Genomic DNA, 15,291 nt, shown 5'->3' with positions numbered 1-15,291 from the left:
TTTTAAGATTTTGCCTCGTTTTCTATGTCTGACTATTGATTTTTTAAAATTAAATGATATACTAACCTCATCAATCAAAATAAAAAGGAGGAGCTTTCCATGCCTACGCAAAAAAGCACCGCACGGCTGTCGAAAAAGCCGCCGCTGTCGCCCGAGGAGCTCAAACAGATCGACGCTTACTGGCGCGCAGCAAACTATCTGACCGCCTGCCAGCTCTATCTTCTCGATAATCCTCTGCTCGAGCGCCCGCTGTGCGAGAGCGACTTAAAGCAGACCATCGTCGGCCATTGGGGCACCTGCCCGGGCCAGAACTTCATCTACACGCACTTAGACCGCGTCATCAAGCGCGATGACCTCGATATGATCTACCTTTCCGGCCCCGGTCACGGCGGCAACGCCATGGTCGCGCAGGACTGGCTGGACGGCAGCTATACGGAGGTCTACCCCAACATCACGCGCGATAAGGAGGGCATGCAGAAGCTCTTCAAGCGCTTCTCCTTCCCCGGCGGCATCCCGAGCCATGTCGCGCCCGAAACGCCGGGCTCTATCCACGAGGGCGGCGAGCTGGGCTATTCCCTCTCCCACGCCTTCGGCGCGGTGGCGGATAACCCCGACCTGATCGCGGCCTGCGTCGTCGGCGACGGCGAGGCCGAGACCGGCCCGCTCGCAACGTCCTGGCACGGCAACAAGTTCATGAACCCGATCACCGACGGCGCAGTCCTGCCGATCCTGCACTTAAACGGCTTCAAGATCGCAAATCCGACCATCTTCTCCCGCATGAGCCACGAGGAGGTCGAGTGCTTCTTCCGCGGCTGCGGCTGGGAGCCGCGCTTTGTCGAGGGTGACGAGCCCGAGACGATGCACCAGCAGATGGCCGCCGCGGTCGACTGGGCCATCCGCGAGATCAAGCGCATCCAGCGCACCGCGCGAGAGAGCGGCAAGGCGAGCCGCCCCCGCTGGCCGATGCTCGTGCTGCGCACCCCGAAGGGCTGGACCGGTCCGAAGGAGGTCGACGGCAACGCAATCGAAGGCAGCTGGCGCGCCCATCAGGTGCCCATCTCCATGGGCGCGGATGAAAGCAAGCACCTGCCGCTGCTCGAACAATGGCTGCGCTCCTACAAACCCGAAGAGCTCTTCAACGAGGACGGTACGCCGGTCGAGCTGATCGCGTCCTTCCCGCCCAAGGGCGAGCACCGCATGGGCGCAAACCCGCACGCCAACGGTGGTCTTCTCCTGCGCGACCTGCGCACGCCCGACTTCCGCGACTACGCGGTCGATATCCCCGCCCCCGGCGAGGTCGAGGCGCAGGACATGTACGTCCTTGGCACCTATGTCCGCGATGTGATGAAGCTCAACATGGAGTCGCGCAACTTCCGCATCTTCGCGCCCGACGAGACGGCGTCCAACCGTTTGCAGGCCGTGTTTGACGTCACGGGCCGCCGCTTCCTCGACAAGCAGATCGATGGCATCGACGAGCACCTTGACCCCGACGGCCGCGTGATGGACTCCATGCTCTCCGAGCACTTCTGCGAGGGCTTCCTCGAAGGTTACCTGCTGACGGGCCGCCACGGCTTCTTTGACAGCTACGAGGCCTTCATCCGCATTGTCGACTCGATGTTTTCCCAGCACGCCAAGTGGCTCAAGATGTGCAATGAGCTCCCCTGGCGCCACGATATCGCCTCTCTCAACTATATCCTCGCCTCCAACGTCTGGCAGCAGGACCACAACGGCTTCACGCATCAGGACCCCGGCTTCCTCGACCACGTCGCCAACAAGAAGGCCGACGTCGTGCGCATGTATCTGCCGCCCGATGCCAACTGCCTGCTCTCCTGCTTCGACCACTGCATCAAGAGCCGTAACTATGTGAACGTCATCGTCGCGAGCAAACACCCGCGCCAGCAATGGCTGACGATGGAGCAGGCCGTCAAGCACTGCACGCAGGGCATCGGCATCTGGGAGTGGGCCTCGAACGATCAGGGCCAGGAGCCCGACGTCGTCATGGCCTGCTGCGGCGACACGCCGACGCTTGAGACTCTCGCCGCTGTGACGATCCTGCGCCGCGAGCTGCCGGAGCTCAAGATCCGTGTCGTGAACGTCGTCGACCTGATGAAGCTCCAGCCGCACACCGAGCATCCCCACGGCCTGACCGACGCAGAGTACGACACGCTCTTTACCAAGGACAAGCCCATCATCTTTGCCTACCACGGCTATCCCACGCTGATCCACGAGCTGACCTACCGCCGCCACAACCGCAACCTGCACGTGCGCGGCTATAAGGAGGAAGGCACGATCACGACCCCGTTCGACATGCGCGTGCTCAACGATATCGACCGCTTCGATCTCGTCATCGACACGGTGCAGCGCCTGCCGCAGCTCGGCAACCGCGGTGCTTACCTCATCCAGAAGATGAACGACAAGCTCGTTGAGCACCGCCAGTATATCAAGGACAACGGCGTGGATCTGCCCGAGGTCCGCGCGTGGAAGTGGAACGACGGCAAGGGCGTTGAGGTGTAAAAGGAGGAAAGCAATGCGTATTGCGATCCCTGTTGTGAGCGGGGAGGTTTTCTCCCCGCTCGCCAATGCCGAAGCCTTCCATTTTTATGAGGACGACCACGGAAAGATCGTGCGCGAGTTCCTCGAACCGATGGAAGAAAGCGGCACCGACGCTGCCGTCGGCCTTTTGGAGCGTTACGGCATCGACGCGCTGCTCTGCGGCACGATCGACGACACCGAGCGCACCGCTGTCGGCATGGCGGGCATCATGCTCTTCCCCGGCTATTCCGGCAAGGCAGACGACGCCGCGCTGCGCTTTCTGAGCGGCAGCGTCGTGTCCGACCCGAACAACCACTGCAACGCCTGCGGCTTCAAAGGAGCGTGCTCCCTGAAGGATAAAGGCGGCTGCGGCGGCAACTGAACAGCAAAAAGGAGCAAGCTTTCGGCTTGCTCCTTTTTTGCTTGATATTGTTACGATGCGGGGCGCGTGGTGGAGAGGAAGTTCGAGTTGATCCAGCCAAACTTACCGTCCACGCTGACGAACGTCCACCCATCCTGCTTGGCCGCAGCCTGTACCTCACTGCCGAGCGACACGGTCGTGACCTTGTCATAGCTCGTGCCCGGGCCGCTCCGCAGATTCACGCCGCCGGTCGTGTAGTAGATGTAGTACTTGTCATAAACCGAGCTCGGCTTGACGGAGATCTCGTCATGGCCCGTGAGATCGAGCCAGTCGATCGTGTCGCTGCCCGTCTGATTATCGCCGGTCGTGTTATCGCCCTGCGTGGGGTCGCTCACATTGTTCTCGTCGTTGAGCGAGCCGTCTTCGCCGTTCGTGATCTGGCCGTCCTCGCCCGTCTGCGAGCCGCCGCGCAGCTGCTCGATTTTCGTCTGCGCCGCGGCAAGATCGCTGCGCGCGCTCTTGAGCTTGAAGCCCAGCACGACCACCGTAATCAGGAGCACCAGCGAAAGCGCCAGCAGTCCCATAAAAAGCACATAAAGCGGATTGCGCCGCGGTTTGCGGCGGCTGACCCGACGTCCTTCCATAATGATTCCCCCTTATCGGTTTGTTCGCCTTTATTGTACATAATTTTCACAAGTTATGTCAAGTGCCTTTCCTCTTTAGACGCGCAAATTCACAAAAAGTTCCCACCCGGTGCAAAAAAAGGAGATGATCAAGGCCATCTCCTTTCAGCGGATTCACTTTTTGTTTGCGCGCTCCTTGCGGCGCTCGAGGAATTCCTTGGGCTCAGCCTCGGCGAGCTTGCGCTCGCGGCGCTCGAGGACTTCCCTGGGCTTTTCGGTGATCGCGCCGGCGGCCTTGAGAGATTCCTTTGTCGCCAGCGGGCCGACCAGCTCGTAAATCAGCACAGAGAAGAGGATGATGTTGCGGATCAGCTTGCCATCCGCGCCGAGCGCCTGCGCGCTCACGCACATACCGAGCGCCACACCCTCCTGCGGCAGCAGCATGATGCCAAGGTACTTCTGCACCGTGTGGTCGCAGCCCACCGCCTTGGCCGACCAGCGCGCGCCGCAATACTTACCGGCCGAGCGCGCGATGATGTACACAACGCCGATGAGCACGAGCACACCCTGAGAAAAGACGCTCAAGCGCAGGTTTGCGCCGCTCACGACAAAGAACACCGCCAACATCGGCGTGCTCCACTTGTCCGCGCGGTTCATCAAATCGTCCGACAGCGGGCAGATGTTGCAGAACACCGTGCCGAGCATCATGCACACGAGTAGCGGCGAAAAGCCGCAGTCCACGCCCGCGACGGTGAAGTCCACTGCGGACAGGCCGACCATCAGAAAGATGAACGCGATGCTCAGCGACAGGCGGTTCGAGTTCGAGCGGAACATCGTCTCAAGCTTCGTGAGTACGAAGCCCGCGATCGCACCGAGCAGCAGCGAGCCGACGATCTCAATGAGCGGGGAGAGCAAAATGCTTGCGAGGCTGAACTGTGCGCTGTCCATCGCGCGGGCAATACCGAAAGATACGGCAAATGCGATGAGGCCCACCGCGTCGTCGAGCGCGACGATCGGCAGCAGCAGATCCGTGAGCTCACCCTTGGCCTTGTACTGGCGCACGACCATCAGCGTCGTCGCAGGTGCGGTGGCCGTGGCGATCGCACCGAGCGTGATGGCCGCAGGGACGGACAGCACATCGGGGCGCAGGAAGTGGAAGATTACGAGCGCAATATCGACAAAGGCCAGCGCGGCCAGCGCCTGCAAGACGCCGATAATCATCGCCTGCTTGCCAGTCTTTTTGAGCTGGCTCAGGCGGAATTCATTGCCGATGGAAAAGGCGATGAAGCCCATCGCCACATCGGAGATCATGCTCAGCGCCTCGACCTGGTCGTAGCTTGCAAAGCCGAGGCCCGGAATGCCGAGGCGGCCCAGCACGAACGGCCCGATCAGAACGCCCGTCACAAGAAACGCCGTGACATCGGGCAGGTGCCAGCGGTTGAAAATACGGGTCATCAAAAGCCCTGCGAGCAGCGCAATGGCCAGATTCAAAATCGCAGTCATGGTTACACCTTCACAACAGAAAAAGTACGGGCGAACAGAGCCGCCCAAGGCCCATATTGTAGTCTGTTTGTTCGCAAAAAGCAAGCACTATTTTGCAAGTTTCCTGTCAAAGTAAGAAAAAATGGCAGCTTTTTGGGCAAAAGCTGCCATTTTGTTTCGTTTCACACAATTCAGTCTGTGTTCGCGCGCACACCGGCGAAGTAGCTGTTGCCAAAGCCGTCGGTGTAGACGCCGCGCAGCGTGTCGCGCAGCATGTGCGCTGTGCCGTCAAAATACACGGGCGAAAGCGCCGTCTCACCGAGCAGCATCGTCTCCGCATCGTGCAGGAACGCTGTGCGCGCCACAGGATTTTCCGACGCTCTGGCGACGCCCATCAGCACGTCGTAGGTGCCGTTTTCATAGCCGATCAGGTTCTGCTCATCCTCGCTGCACCAGCGGTCGAGGAAGCCCATCGCGTCGTCGTAGAGCGCGGTGACCTTTTGCAGCGCGAGCTCGTAGTTCCCCGCTTCCATGCGCGCGTTGTACTCCGACTGCGTCACGCCGCGCAGCATCACGTTCACGCCGAGCGTCGTGCTCCACATGCTTTGCAGCGCGCTCGCCACAGTGTCGTTTTCCGTGCCGGTCACATACAGAAGCTCGACCGGCGGGAACATGCTCGTGCTGTAATAGCCCGCGTAGGTCAGCTCCTCCTGCGCTTGCGTTGCCCGCGCGCTCATACCCTTTTCATCGATGGCGCAGAGCTCGCCGCCCGTCGTGCGGAAATCGTCCTCCGTCTCGCCGGAATCCGGAATGCCGTAGGGAACAAGGCCCGTCGCGGGGCTGTTTTCCGCGCCGCCCGTCGCCGTCGCGGCCGCGCGGTCGATGGCAAGGTCAAAGGCCTTGCGGATGTGCTCGTTCGAGAATGTGTCGCTCTCGTTGTTGTAAAGGACGCTCGCCGTCGCGTACACCGCCGTCGGCTTCCAGCTCTCGTCCTGCGAGAGCTCGGCAATCACGCTGTCGGGTAGGTGGGCGATGTAGTCGATCTCGCCCGCTTCGTAGAGCTGCCACGCCTCGTCCGCGTTGGCGGTGAAGATAAAGTTCAGCTCGTCGGGCCCGACGAGACGTGCCTCGTAATACTCGTCGTTGCGCGCCGCCGTCAGCTCACTGCTCTTCGTCCACGCGCTCACATGGTACGCGCCGTTGCTCACAAGGTCCGGCGTGTCAAAGCCTCCGCCGTTCTCTGTCAGATCGCGGCGCAGCGGCATCGTGGCGACCGCTGTGCAGACGCCCTCGATAAAATAGGCGCACGGCGCGCTCAGCGTGACGACGAACGTGGATTCATCCTTGGCCGAGACCTGGAGCTTCGTCTTGTCGCCCGTCTCGCGCACGTCGTCATAGCCCGCCACCACGCTCATCAGCGCGTGGTTCGGCGAATCCGTCGCGGGGTCGGCAAGTCTCTGCCAGGCATAGACGAAGTCATCCGCCGTCACCTTTTCCCCGTCCGACCAGCGCGCGGTGGAGCGCAGCGTGAAGCGGTAGGTCACGCTGCCGTCGTAGTTCGTCTCCTCAGTGTACTCCTTGGCCATGCCGTTCGTCAGCGTCACCTCGCCGCTGCCGTCATCGCTCTCGCGCATCAGATTTTCATAGAGCGCGTAAAACACGCTGTCGGCGTCCGTGTCGGTGTTCATCGCGGGGTCGAGCGAGTCGATCACGTTGCAGACACTCGCGTTCAGTACAAATTTCTCGTCCCCCTGCTTCTTCTCCCCGCAGCCGGAGAGAAGGCCCAACAGCATCAGCGCACAGAGCGCCAGAGCTGTGATCCTCTTTATTGCTTTCATCATGCCTCCCATTGGCAAAACGCAGCGAAGGCTGCTTGGTTTTTTGTAATACGGAGATATTATAGCGAAAATCGTTCGCCTTGTAAAGGTGAGGAAAAAAAGTTACAGTTTGTTACCATTTTCATTTTCCCGAAAGGAGAAATACCGCTTTTTGCGCCCACAGGGCGCAGGGGGAAAAGCAGCGCCGGAGGCGCTGCACGGGAAACGGGGGATATTCTCTCACGTGAGAGAATATCCCCCTTGAACCCCCAAGAGAACGCGAGGGGAGGTCCCCTCGACCCCCGACATTGGCAGTTTGCAGCTTGAAGAACTGCAAACGCTGCGCAATGTAAGTGCGGTGTACATGGCTTCGCCATGAATCCCTGCGAATCTTGACCGTTTTGCAACCGCGCCTTACTATCGTGAGGCGCGAGTGACGTTTGCTTGGCGGCGGACTGCGTGCGAAATAGCGGCATTGCTTCGCTCGCCGCATTGTGGAGACTGGCGGTAGACGGGAATTACTGCGCACTTCTACAAGATGGGCAGAGCGGCACCCGCAAGGGGTGTACCGCATCCGTAAGGCGGCAAAGCTGCCAACGGCTGCGCAACAGCGGATAGTAGGAGCAGAGGCAAATCGTATAGCAACGCTAAACGCGGCTCCGCCGCGCGCAGGCATTTTCATTCCGGAGGCATAAAGATTGTTCGAGCTCCAGACTGCCAATCTAATCCCTTTCTCTCGGGGGTCAAAGGGGGATATTCCCTTTCCTCGGAAAGAGAATATCCCCCTTAACCGCGTCCCCTGCACGGTGCAGGGGCATAAAGCTCTATTAGTCTTCGACTAACTTCCCCTCCGCATCCAGATGTGCCTTTTTCACTTCATTGCCGGTGAACTTGGCGATTCCATCCAGCCGCATGCCGGAGGGATAATCCGACACCAGTGTGTACGCCACGCCGCGGCGCTTGGCGCGGCCCGTGCGGCCGATGCGGTGGACGTAATACTCGTTTTCAAGCGGCACATCGTAGTTGAACACCGCGTCCACATCGTCGACGTCGATGCCGCGGGCGGCCACATCGGTCGCGACGAAGATCGGCAGCTCGCCGCGGCGGAAGCGCGCCATGACGGCCTCGCGCTTTTTCTGCGGGATATCGCCGTGGATGCAGTCGGCCTCGAGGCCTTCCATCATCAAAAACGCCTTGAGCCGCTCGGTCATGCCCTTCGTGTTGCAGAACGCCATCACGCGCTCGTGGCCCTCGGCGCGGATGATCTGCGCCATGACATGCGCCTTGTCGTTCTGGCCCACGTCGATGCGGTACTGCGCGATATCAGGCTTATTCTCCTCCTTCGCCTGCACGGTGATCTCCTCGGGGTCGCGCTGGTACATCCAGCTGATGTCCATGACCTCGCGCGAGATCGTCGCGGAGAACATGCCGAGATTGCGGCGGGAAGCCAGCTTGTCCAGAATGCGTGTCACATCGTGGATAAAGGCCATGTCGAGCATGCGGTCAGCCTCGTCGAGCACGACGGTCTTGACGTTGTCGAGCTTGACGGTGCGGCGCTTCATGTGGTCGCTTAGGCGGCCCGGCGTCGCGACGACGATCTGCGGGTGCTTTTTGAGCGCGTCGATCTGCTTGCCGATGGGCGCGCCGCCGTACAGGCACACGATGCGCACGCCCGGAAGATAGACGCAAAGGTCGCGCAGCTCCGCCGTGATCTGCATGGCGAGCTCGCGCGTGGGCGCTAAGATGACAGCCTCGGTCTCCTCGCTGCCGGGCTCGATGTGCTCAATGATGGGGATGCCGAAGGCAAAGGTCTTGCCCGTGCCGGTAGGCGCCTTGGCGATGACGTCCTTCCACTCGCGCATCGGCGGGATGCAGCCCGCCTGCACGGGGGTACTCTCTTCAATATTTTTCTTTTTCAGTGCGCGCTGGACCTCTTCGGTCAGCCCGAGAGAGTCAAAGCGCACGCCCTGTGTGAATTCCATAGCGTTTTCCTCTGTTTTCTCATATTTTCAGTCGTGTATGATTATATCATGGCTGTCAACCTGTTTTCCTCGCCCCAGATGCAAAGCTGGTCAAGGACCTTCATCAACGACTTTCCGCGCTCCGACAGCGAATACTCCACCTTCGGCGGAATCTGCGGATACTCCTTTCGCACGATGAGGCGATCAGCCTCCAGCTCCTTGAGGTTGCTGCTGAGCGTCTTATCTGTGATCGTCCCAAGATAGCGCTTCATCTCGTTGAACCGCACCGGCTCATACTCCATCAGGCAATATAAGATCACCATCTTGTGCTTGCCGCTGATGAGCGACATCGTGTAGCTGAATCCGGTGTCGGCAAAATTTGCGCTTTTAATATACTTCTCCATGCAGGACATATTTACACTTCCATTTCAGAAAGTACCTGTATTTATTAACAGTACTTGTGTTTTTTCCGATGCATGCTATGATGATAGCAGGATGACCATATGAAGTCAATCCAAAATGCAAATGGAGGTCGTTAATAATGAAAAAAGAATTGGGTGTCCATCCCTATCTGTTTCCAATGCCCGTGCTGATGATCGCCACTTACGGCGACGATAATGTCGTCGATGTGATGAACATGGCGTGGGGCGGTATCTGTGCCGAAAACATGGTTTCTCTCAACATTGACGAGGATCACAAGACCTCAGAGAACATCAAAAAGCGCGGTGCGTTCACGCTGAGCATTGCGGACATTCCCCATATCGAAGCCGCCGATTTCTTCGGCATCGCCAGCGGCAACAAGATGCCGGACAAGTTCGAGCGCAGCGGCTTGAGTGCTGTAAAAAGCGAAAAGGTAAACGCTCCTATTGTGCAGGAGTTCCCGCTGACGCTGGAGTGCAGGGTCGTTGAGGACAAGATGGAGGTCTACGGCCACCACATCATCGGCGAGATCGTCGGCGTGCTGGCGGATGAAGCCGTGCTGGATGAAAAAGGCAAGGTGGACGCCGCAAAGCTGAATGCATTTGTGTTCGACCAGTTCCGCAGCGGCTACTATGCCATCGGCGAAAAGGTCGGTCAGGCATGGCACACCGGCGCACCGCTGATGAAAAAATAAAGATAATCCCTGCACTTGCAGGCAAACTGCCAGCTCGCTATGCCGATCTTGCTTTTCAGGATACGACACGAAGGATGCCAGAGCGTTTTACGCCAACAATGAAGCGCTGATGGGCAAAAAGAAGGCCGTTTTCCTCACCGCGATGGCCGATGAGGATCAAAAGACTGCCTCCGGCGCGAACTCTTCGTTTGACCTCATGGCCGACTATCTCGGCTGGGAGATCGTGGGCAGGCTGAATGTCGGCGGCTGCTCCACGGTGGACGATCTTCACGAAGAAGACCTGACCGCCGCTTACGAGCTCGGCAAGAATCTGTAAACAGTTGATCGTATAAAAAAAGAGGACTTGCTTTGCAAGCCCTCTTTTTTATTGTCGAAACATTCTGCTGTTGTACACGGCCAACGCCGCAATGAGCGACAGAACAGTGGAAAAGATCAGCTTCACCGGCGCGAGCGCTTGCAGACTGACGAGAAAATACGTCCAGCCGTCGGCTTCCAGCTTGATGCGAAAGGCCGGAATGCAATAGCCCATCGCAACATACGCCGCGGCAAAGATCACGGCAAACGCTATGATCGTCCAGCGTCTCTTTTTCATCTCCCACGCTCCTTTCTTATCACTGTACCGCGCAGCCGCCCCATTCGACGACTGTGAAGCCCGTGCGCTCGGGCGCGGAAAGCCCCTGCGCGGGAAGGTCGACAAATTTTTCCGATGGCTGCCACGCCATGAAGACGCGCAGCAGCGTGTCAGGCGCGGGATCGACCGTGAGCTTGGCAGAATCCGTATAAACGTCCTGCTGGAACGAAATCAGATTGTAGGCGTTGTCCTGCATCTGCGGCAGCCAGTAGATGATAAACTCGTTCGCCTCCTCGCGATTAAGGCCCAGCTGCGCGAGCGCATCCTCGAGGAACGCCGCGGTATCCTCTCCCGCGACGCAGAAGCCGGTGGAAAAGTCGTAATCCGTCCCCGACGTGCCCTCCCAGTAGAGGTAGCGGTAGGTTTGGCCGCTCTCGTCCGTCAGCGTGCCATCCGGCGCGGCGCGGACGCTCCAGCCGTCACCGTAGGCGGGATAGGCGCACGTCAGCTCGCCCGCAAGATCAAGCGTCACACGCACATCCGTCTCCTGCTCGGGATATAGATAAATCACAGGCTTTTCGTCACTCACCTCTTCCTTCGGTTCCCGCCCGCAGGCCGAGAGCGAAAAGAGCAGCAAACACGCAAAAGCTAGGGAAAACAACTTCTTCATGGCAGAGTTCTCCTTTTGTTGTTATATTGATAATAGACGTAAATCTCCACGAAAAAGTTCCAATTTTCGCGTCCGCAGACGTGAAATGATCTTGATTGTTATTTCTGACGACAAAAGGTGAATTGCCGCAGCACGGCAAGAGAAGTCGCCCTGAGGCGTGCGCGTCAGAAATAACACCCTTGCACGGAGCGAGTGTCGAGGGAACCGAGGCACAGAGCGCAGTGCATCCTAAATCAAACGCGGAGCGGCATAGCCGCTCCGCGTTTGAAGTATTCATTTGTGCGGTACCTGCCAGATCGTATCCGCATACTGCGCGACGGCGCGGTCGGCGGCGAAGATGCCGCTGCGGGCGATGTTGATGAGCGACATGCGGTTCCATTCCTCGCTTCTTGCGTAGGTGTCTGCCATGCGCTGCTCGGCGGCGCAGTAGGACGCGAAGTCCTGCAAGAGCATGTATTCATCGTTCATCAGCAGCCGCGAGGCGAGATCGTCGTAGGAAACGCCGTCTGAGAAGCCCGCCTTGAGCTTGTCGATCACCGCGCGCAGGTTCTCGTCGCGCGCGTAGAGCTTCTGCGGGGCGTAGCCCTCGCGCTTGAGGCGCACGACCTCGTCGGCGTGCAGGCCGAAGAGGAACATGTTCTCGTCGCCGAGCCTCTCGTGCATCTCGACGTTCGCGCCGTCGAGCGTGCCGACGGTCAGCGCGCCGTTCATCATGAACTTCATGTTGCCCGTGCCGCTGGCCTCCTTGCCTGCGGTGGAGATCTGCTGGCTCACCTCACTCGCGGGCATCAGATGCTCGGCGAGCGACACGCGGTAGTTCTCAAGGAACACCACCTGCAGCTTGTCGCGGCAGATGGGGTCGGCGTTGATCTCAGCGGCAAGGGAGTTGATGAGGCGGATGATGCGCTTGGCGACCGCGTAGCCCGGCGCGGCCTTCGCGCCGAACAGGAACACGCGCGGCTGCATGGCGCGGTTCGGGTCGTTTTGCAGCTGTTGATAGAGGTAGATGATATGCATCGCGTTCAAAAGCTGACGCTTATACTCGTGCAGGCGCTTGACCTGCACGTCGAAGATCGCGTCGGTGTTGAGCACGATGCCCTGCGTCTTTTTGACGTAGGCGGCAAAATCGAGCTTATTCGCGCGCTTGATCTCGCCGAGGCGGTTCAGCACCGCGGTGTCGTCTGCATAGGCCTCGAGCTTTTTAAGCGCTTCGGGCTGCAGGAGGTATTCATCCCCGCCCGCGAGCGCGCGCACGAGCTCGTCGAGCCGCGGGTTGATCTGCGCGAGCCAGCGGCGGTGGTCGATGCCGTTGGTCACATTTTTGAACTTCTCCGGCTCCATTGCGCACTGGTATTTGAAAACGTCGTTTCGCAGGATGTCGGAGTGCAGGGCGCTCACGCCGTTCACGGCCATGCCGCCCGCAATGCACAGGTTTGCCATGCGGACCTGACCGTCCCAGATGATGGCCATTTCGCGCGTCTTGGCCTCGTCGTGGTAGTAGTTTTCGATTTTTTCCTGATAGCGGCGCGCGATCTCGGTGATGATCGTCCACACGCGCGGCAGAAGCGACTGCATCAGCTCCTGCGGCCAGCGCTCGAGCGCCTCGGAAAGCACCGTGTGGTTCGTGTAAGCGACGGAGTGCGTCGTAATGTTCCACGCCGTGTCCCAGTCGAGGCCCGCGTCGTCCATCAGGATGCGCATGAGCTCGGGGATGACGAGCGCGGGGTGCGTGTCGTTGATCTGGATGACATTCTTTTCGTGGAAATTCGTGGCCGTGCCGTAGACCTCGATGTGCTTGCGCACGATGGACTGCACGGTCGCGGAGACGAAGAAGTACTGCTGCTTTAAGCGCAGGCTCTTCCCCTCGGGATGGTTGTCCTCGGGATAGAGCACCTTCGCGATGGTCTCGGCCATCGCGTGCTGCTCCTGCGCGCGCAGATATTCGCCCTGTGAAAAGAGCGACATGTCGAGCGGCACGGGGGACTTCGCGTCCCAGAGGCGCAGCGTGTTGACATGCTTCGTGCCGTAGCCCGCGATCTCCATGTCGCAGGGGATAGCCAGCACCTCGGTCTCACCCTCGGGCACGACATGCAGCCGCCCGTCGTCCCAGAACTGGCGGACCGTGCCGCCGAAGCGGACGGTCTCGGTCTCCTGCGGCTTGGGCAGCAGCCACGCGCCGCCGAGGTCCTTCCAGTTGTCCGGCAGCTCGACCTGCTGGCCGTCGACGATGCGCTGGCGGAAAATGCCGAGCTCATAGCAGATGGAATAGCCCGCGGCGGGGATGTCGAGCGTCGTCATCGAGTCGAGATAGCACGCGGCCAAGCGGCCGAGGCCGCCGTTGCCGAGACCCGCGTCGGGCTCGCTTTCAAAGATGTCCGCTGCGCGGAAGCCCAGCTCGTCGAGCGCTTCGGTCAGAATTTCGCCGACGCCTAAATTGAAGGCGTTTTTCATCAGGCTGCGGCCCATCAGGAATTCCATCGACAGGTAGTGCACCTGACGGCGGTGTTCCTCGCGGGTCTCGCGCATGGTGTCCACGCTGCGCTCGGCCATCACGTCGCGCAGGACAAGGGCGCTCGCGCGCATCATCTGCGCGTCGCTCGCCTCCTCCACGGTGCTGCCGAAGCTGACCTTCAGCTTTTCGCACAGCGCGTCTTTCATTTTCTTCACAGAGTCAATGGTCATAGATCGTTTTCCTTTTCTTTATCGGCAGATAGATTCGTAAATGTTGCGGTATTCCTGCGCCGAGCGCGTCCAGCTGAAATCTGCGGTCATGCCGCGCTGCTGGAGCATCGCGTAGGCGCCCTTGTTGTCATGGTAAAGGTCAATGGCCTCGCAGATCACGTGGCACATGTCGCCAGCGTTGTAGTTGGCAAAGGTGAAGCCGTTGCCCTGTCCGTTCCAGGCTTCATACGCATGGACAGTGTCCTTTAATCCGCCGGTCTCGCGCACGATGGGCACCGCGCCGTAGCGCATCGCGATCATCTGCGAGAGCCCGCACGGCTCGCTCTTCGACGGCATCAGGAAGAGGTCTGCGCCCGCGTAGATCTGCATGGCGAGCTGCTCGGAATAGCCGAGGTAGACGGCCATGCGTCCGCCGTAGCGCTGCTTGGCGTACTCAAAAAACGTTTCGTACTTCGCGTCGCCCTTGCCGAGCACGACGAACTGTACGTCCTTGCCCATAAATGCGTCGAGCGTTTCGCACACAAGGTCGAGCCCCTTGTGGGAGACAAGGCGCGTGACCATCGCAAGGATGGGCGTGTCGGGCCGTTCCTGCAGCCCCAGCACGCGCTGGAGCGCTGCCTTGTCCTTCTTCTTTCCGGCAAGGTCGCCGGGCGAGTAGACCGCTACGAGATTCCTGTCGTGCGACGGGTCATAGCGCTGCATGTCGATGCCGTTGAGCACGCCGTGGAGCTTGCGCGCGTTCATGCTCATCACGTTTTCCAGCCCGTGGGCAAAGTACGCGTACTTGAGCTCCTGCGCGTAGGTCGGGCTCACGGCGGTCACGGCGTCCGCCGTGACGATCGCGCCCTTTAAAAGGTTCACATCGCCGCCGAATTCGATCGTGCCGCCGTCGAACCAGCCATGGTCCAGGCCGAACAGGTCTTCGACCGTGCGGCTGCCGTAGCGGCCCTGATATTCGATATTATGCACCGTAATGACGGTTCGGATTCCCTTATAAAAGTCGTCGCGCACGGCTTCATCCCTGATGTAGATGGGCACAAGCGCGCTCTGCCAGTCGTTGCAGTGGACAACGTCGGGCTTTTGCGGCAGGGACTTGAGCAGTTCCGTCACCGCGCGGGAGAAAAAGCCAAAGCGCTCGCCGTCGTCATAGTAGCCGTAGAGCTCGCTGCGGCGGAAATACGTCTCATTGTCGACAAAGTACCACGTGACGCCGTCACGCTCGAGCGAAAAGAGCCCGCAGTAGACGCTGCGCCACGCAAGGCGCACGAACGTCCACTTTTCAAAGTGGAGCTGCTCGCCCCACTTGTCCTTCACGCGCTCGTAAAGCGGCAGGATGACGCTCACGCGGTCTCCGTTTGCCGCGAGCGCCTGCGGAAGGCTGCCGGCCACGTCGGCAAGGCCGCCCGTCTTGCAAAAGGGGACCGCCTCGCTCGTCACATACAAAATGTTCATCTGCAAGCTCCTTTCTTCTGTTTGCT

General features: G+C 59.7%; 13 protein-coding genes. 4 read left to right on the top strand and 9 right to left on the bottom strand.

Annotated features, from left to right (window positions below; all coding sequences use genetic code 11):
* Positions 1-99: 99 nt before the first annotated feature.
* Positions 100-2,514: a phosphoketolase gene (locus NI20_RS0100515; RefSeq protein WP_033119502.1), complete on the top strand. Its 2,415-nt coding sequence runs from the start codon at positions 100-102 to the stop codon at positions 2,512-2,514.
* A gap of 13 nt (positions 2,515-2,527) precedes the next feature.
* Positions 2,528-2,914 carry a NifB/NifX family molybdenum-iron cluster-binding protein gene (locus NI20_RS0100510; RefSeq protein WP_052084319.1) on the top strand — a complete coding sequence of 129 codons (387 nt, stop codon included), beginning with the start codon at positions 2,528-2,530 and terminating at the stop codon, positions 2,912-2,914.
* 50 nt (positions 2,915-2,964) lie between these two features.
* On the opposite strand, the gene NI20_RS0100505 is transcribed toward NI20_RS0100510, so the two are convergent.
* From NI20_RS0100505 to NI20_RS0100485, 5 genes are all read right to left on the bottom strand, one after another.
* Positions 2,965-3,537 (bottom strand): SH3 domain-containing protein, encoded by a 573-nt coding sequence (locus tag NI20_RS0100505; protein ID WP_033119501.1) that lies wholly within the window; start codon positions 3,535-3,537, stop codon positions 2,965-2,967.
* Positions 3,538-3,690: 153 nt separating this feature from the next.
* The gene (locus NI20_RS0100500; protein WP_052084318.1) at positions 3,691-5,019 is read right to left on the bottom strand and encodes a cation:proton antiporter; all 1,329 of its coding nucleotides are present in this window, start codon (positions 5,017-5,019) and stop codon (positions 3,691-3,693) included.
* 170 nt (positions 5,020-5,189) lie between these two features.
* Positions 5,190-6,839, bottom strand: a complete 1,650-nt coding sequence (locus NI20_RS0100495) for a peptide ABC transporter substrate-binding protein (RefSeq protein ID WP_197055327.1) — start codon at positions 6,837-6,839, stop codon at positions 5,190-5,192.
* Positions 6,840-7,642: 803 nt separating this feature from the next.
* Positions 7,643-8,797, bottom strand: a complete 1,155-nt coding sequence (locus NI20_RS0100490; protein WP_033119499.1) for a DEAD/DEAH box helicase — start codon at positions 8,795-8,797, stop codon at positions 7,643-7,645.
* 41 nt (positions 8,798-8,838) lie between these two features.
* A complete protein-coding gene (locus tag NI20_RS0100485) occupies positions 8,839-9,180 on the bottom strand; it encodes a helix-turn-helix domain-containing protein (protein ID WP_033119542.1) in 342 nt (113 codons plus the stop codon).
* Positions 9,181-9,317: 137 nt separating this feature from the next.
* Here NI20_RS0100485 and NI20_RS0100480 point away from each other — a divergent pair, with 137 nt between their 5' ends.
* Both NI20_RS0100480 and NI20_RS0100475 read left to right on the top strand, forming a co-directional pair.
* Entirely contained in the window at positions 9,318-9,890 is a 573-nt protein-coding gene (locus tag NI20_RS0100480) for a flavin reductase family protein (protein WP_033119498.1), read from the top strand.
* A 109-nt stretch (positions 9,891-9,999) separates the two neighbouring features.
* Complete coding sequence (locus NI20_RS0100475) at positions 10,000-10,206, top strand: hypothetical protein (protein WP_052084317.1); 207 nt, start codon at positions 10,000-10,002, stop codon at positions 10,204-10,206.
* 48 nt (positions 10,207-10,254) lie between these two features.
* Here NI20_RS0100475 and NI20_RS0100470 read toward each other — a convergent pair whose 3' ends face one another.
* The 4 genes from NI20_RS0100470 to glgA all read right to left on the bottom strand — a co-directional run bounded on the left by NI20_RS0100470 (position 10,255) and on the right by glgA (position 15,265).
* On the bottom strand, positions 10,255-10,482 hold the full coding sequence (locus NI20_RS0100470; RefSeq protein ID WP_033119497.1) for a hypothetical protein: 228 nt from the start codon (positions 10,480-10,482) through the stop codon (positions 10,255-10,257).
* A gap of 19 nt (positions 10,483-10,501) precedes the next feature.
* Positions 10,502-11,131, bottom strand: a complete 630-nt coding sequence (locus NI20_RS15545; RefSeq protein WP_033119496.1) for a lipoprotein — start codon at positions 11,129-11,131, stop codon at positions 10,502-10,504.
* A 273-nt stretch (positions 11,132-11,404) separates the two neighbouring features.
* On the bottom strand, positions 11,405-13,813 hold the full coding sequence (locus tag NI20_RS0100460) for a glycogen/starch/alpha-glucan phosphorylase (protein ID WP_033119495.1): 2,409 nt from the start codon (positions 13,811-13,813) through the stop codon (positions 11,405-11,407).
* Positions 13,814-13,831: 18 nt separating this feature from the next.
* Complete coding sequence (glgA, locus tag NI20_RS0100455; protein WP_033119494.1) at positions 13,832-15,265, bottom strand: glycogen synthase GlgA; 1,434 nt, start codon at positions 15,263-15,265, stop codon at positions 13,832-13,834.
* Positions 15,266-15,291: the final 26 nt, after the last annotated feature.

This window comes from Oscillibacter sp. ER4 (assembly GCF_000765235.1).
GTDB classification, from domain to species: domain Bacteria; phylum Bacillota; class Clostridia; order Oscillospirales; family Oscillospiraceae; genus Hominicoprocola; species Hominicoprocola fusiformis.
This window is presented reverse-complemented; position numbering and strand designations above follow the sequence as displayed.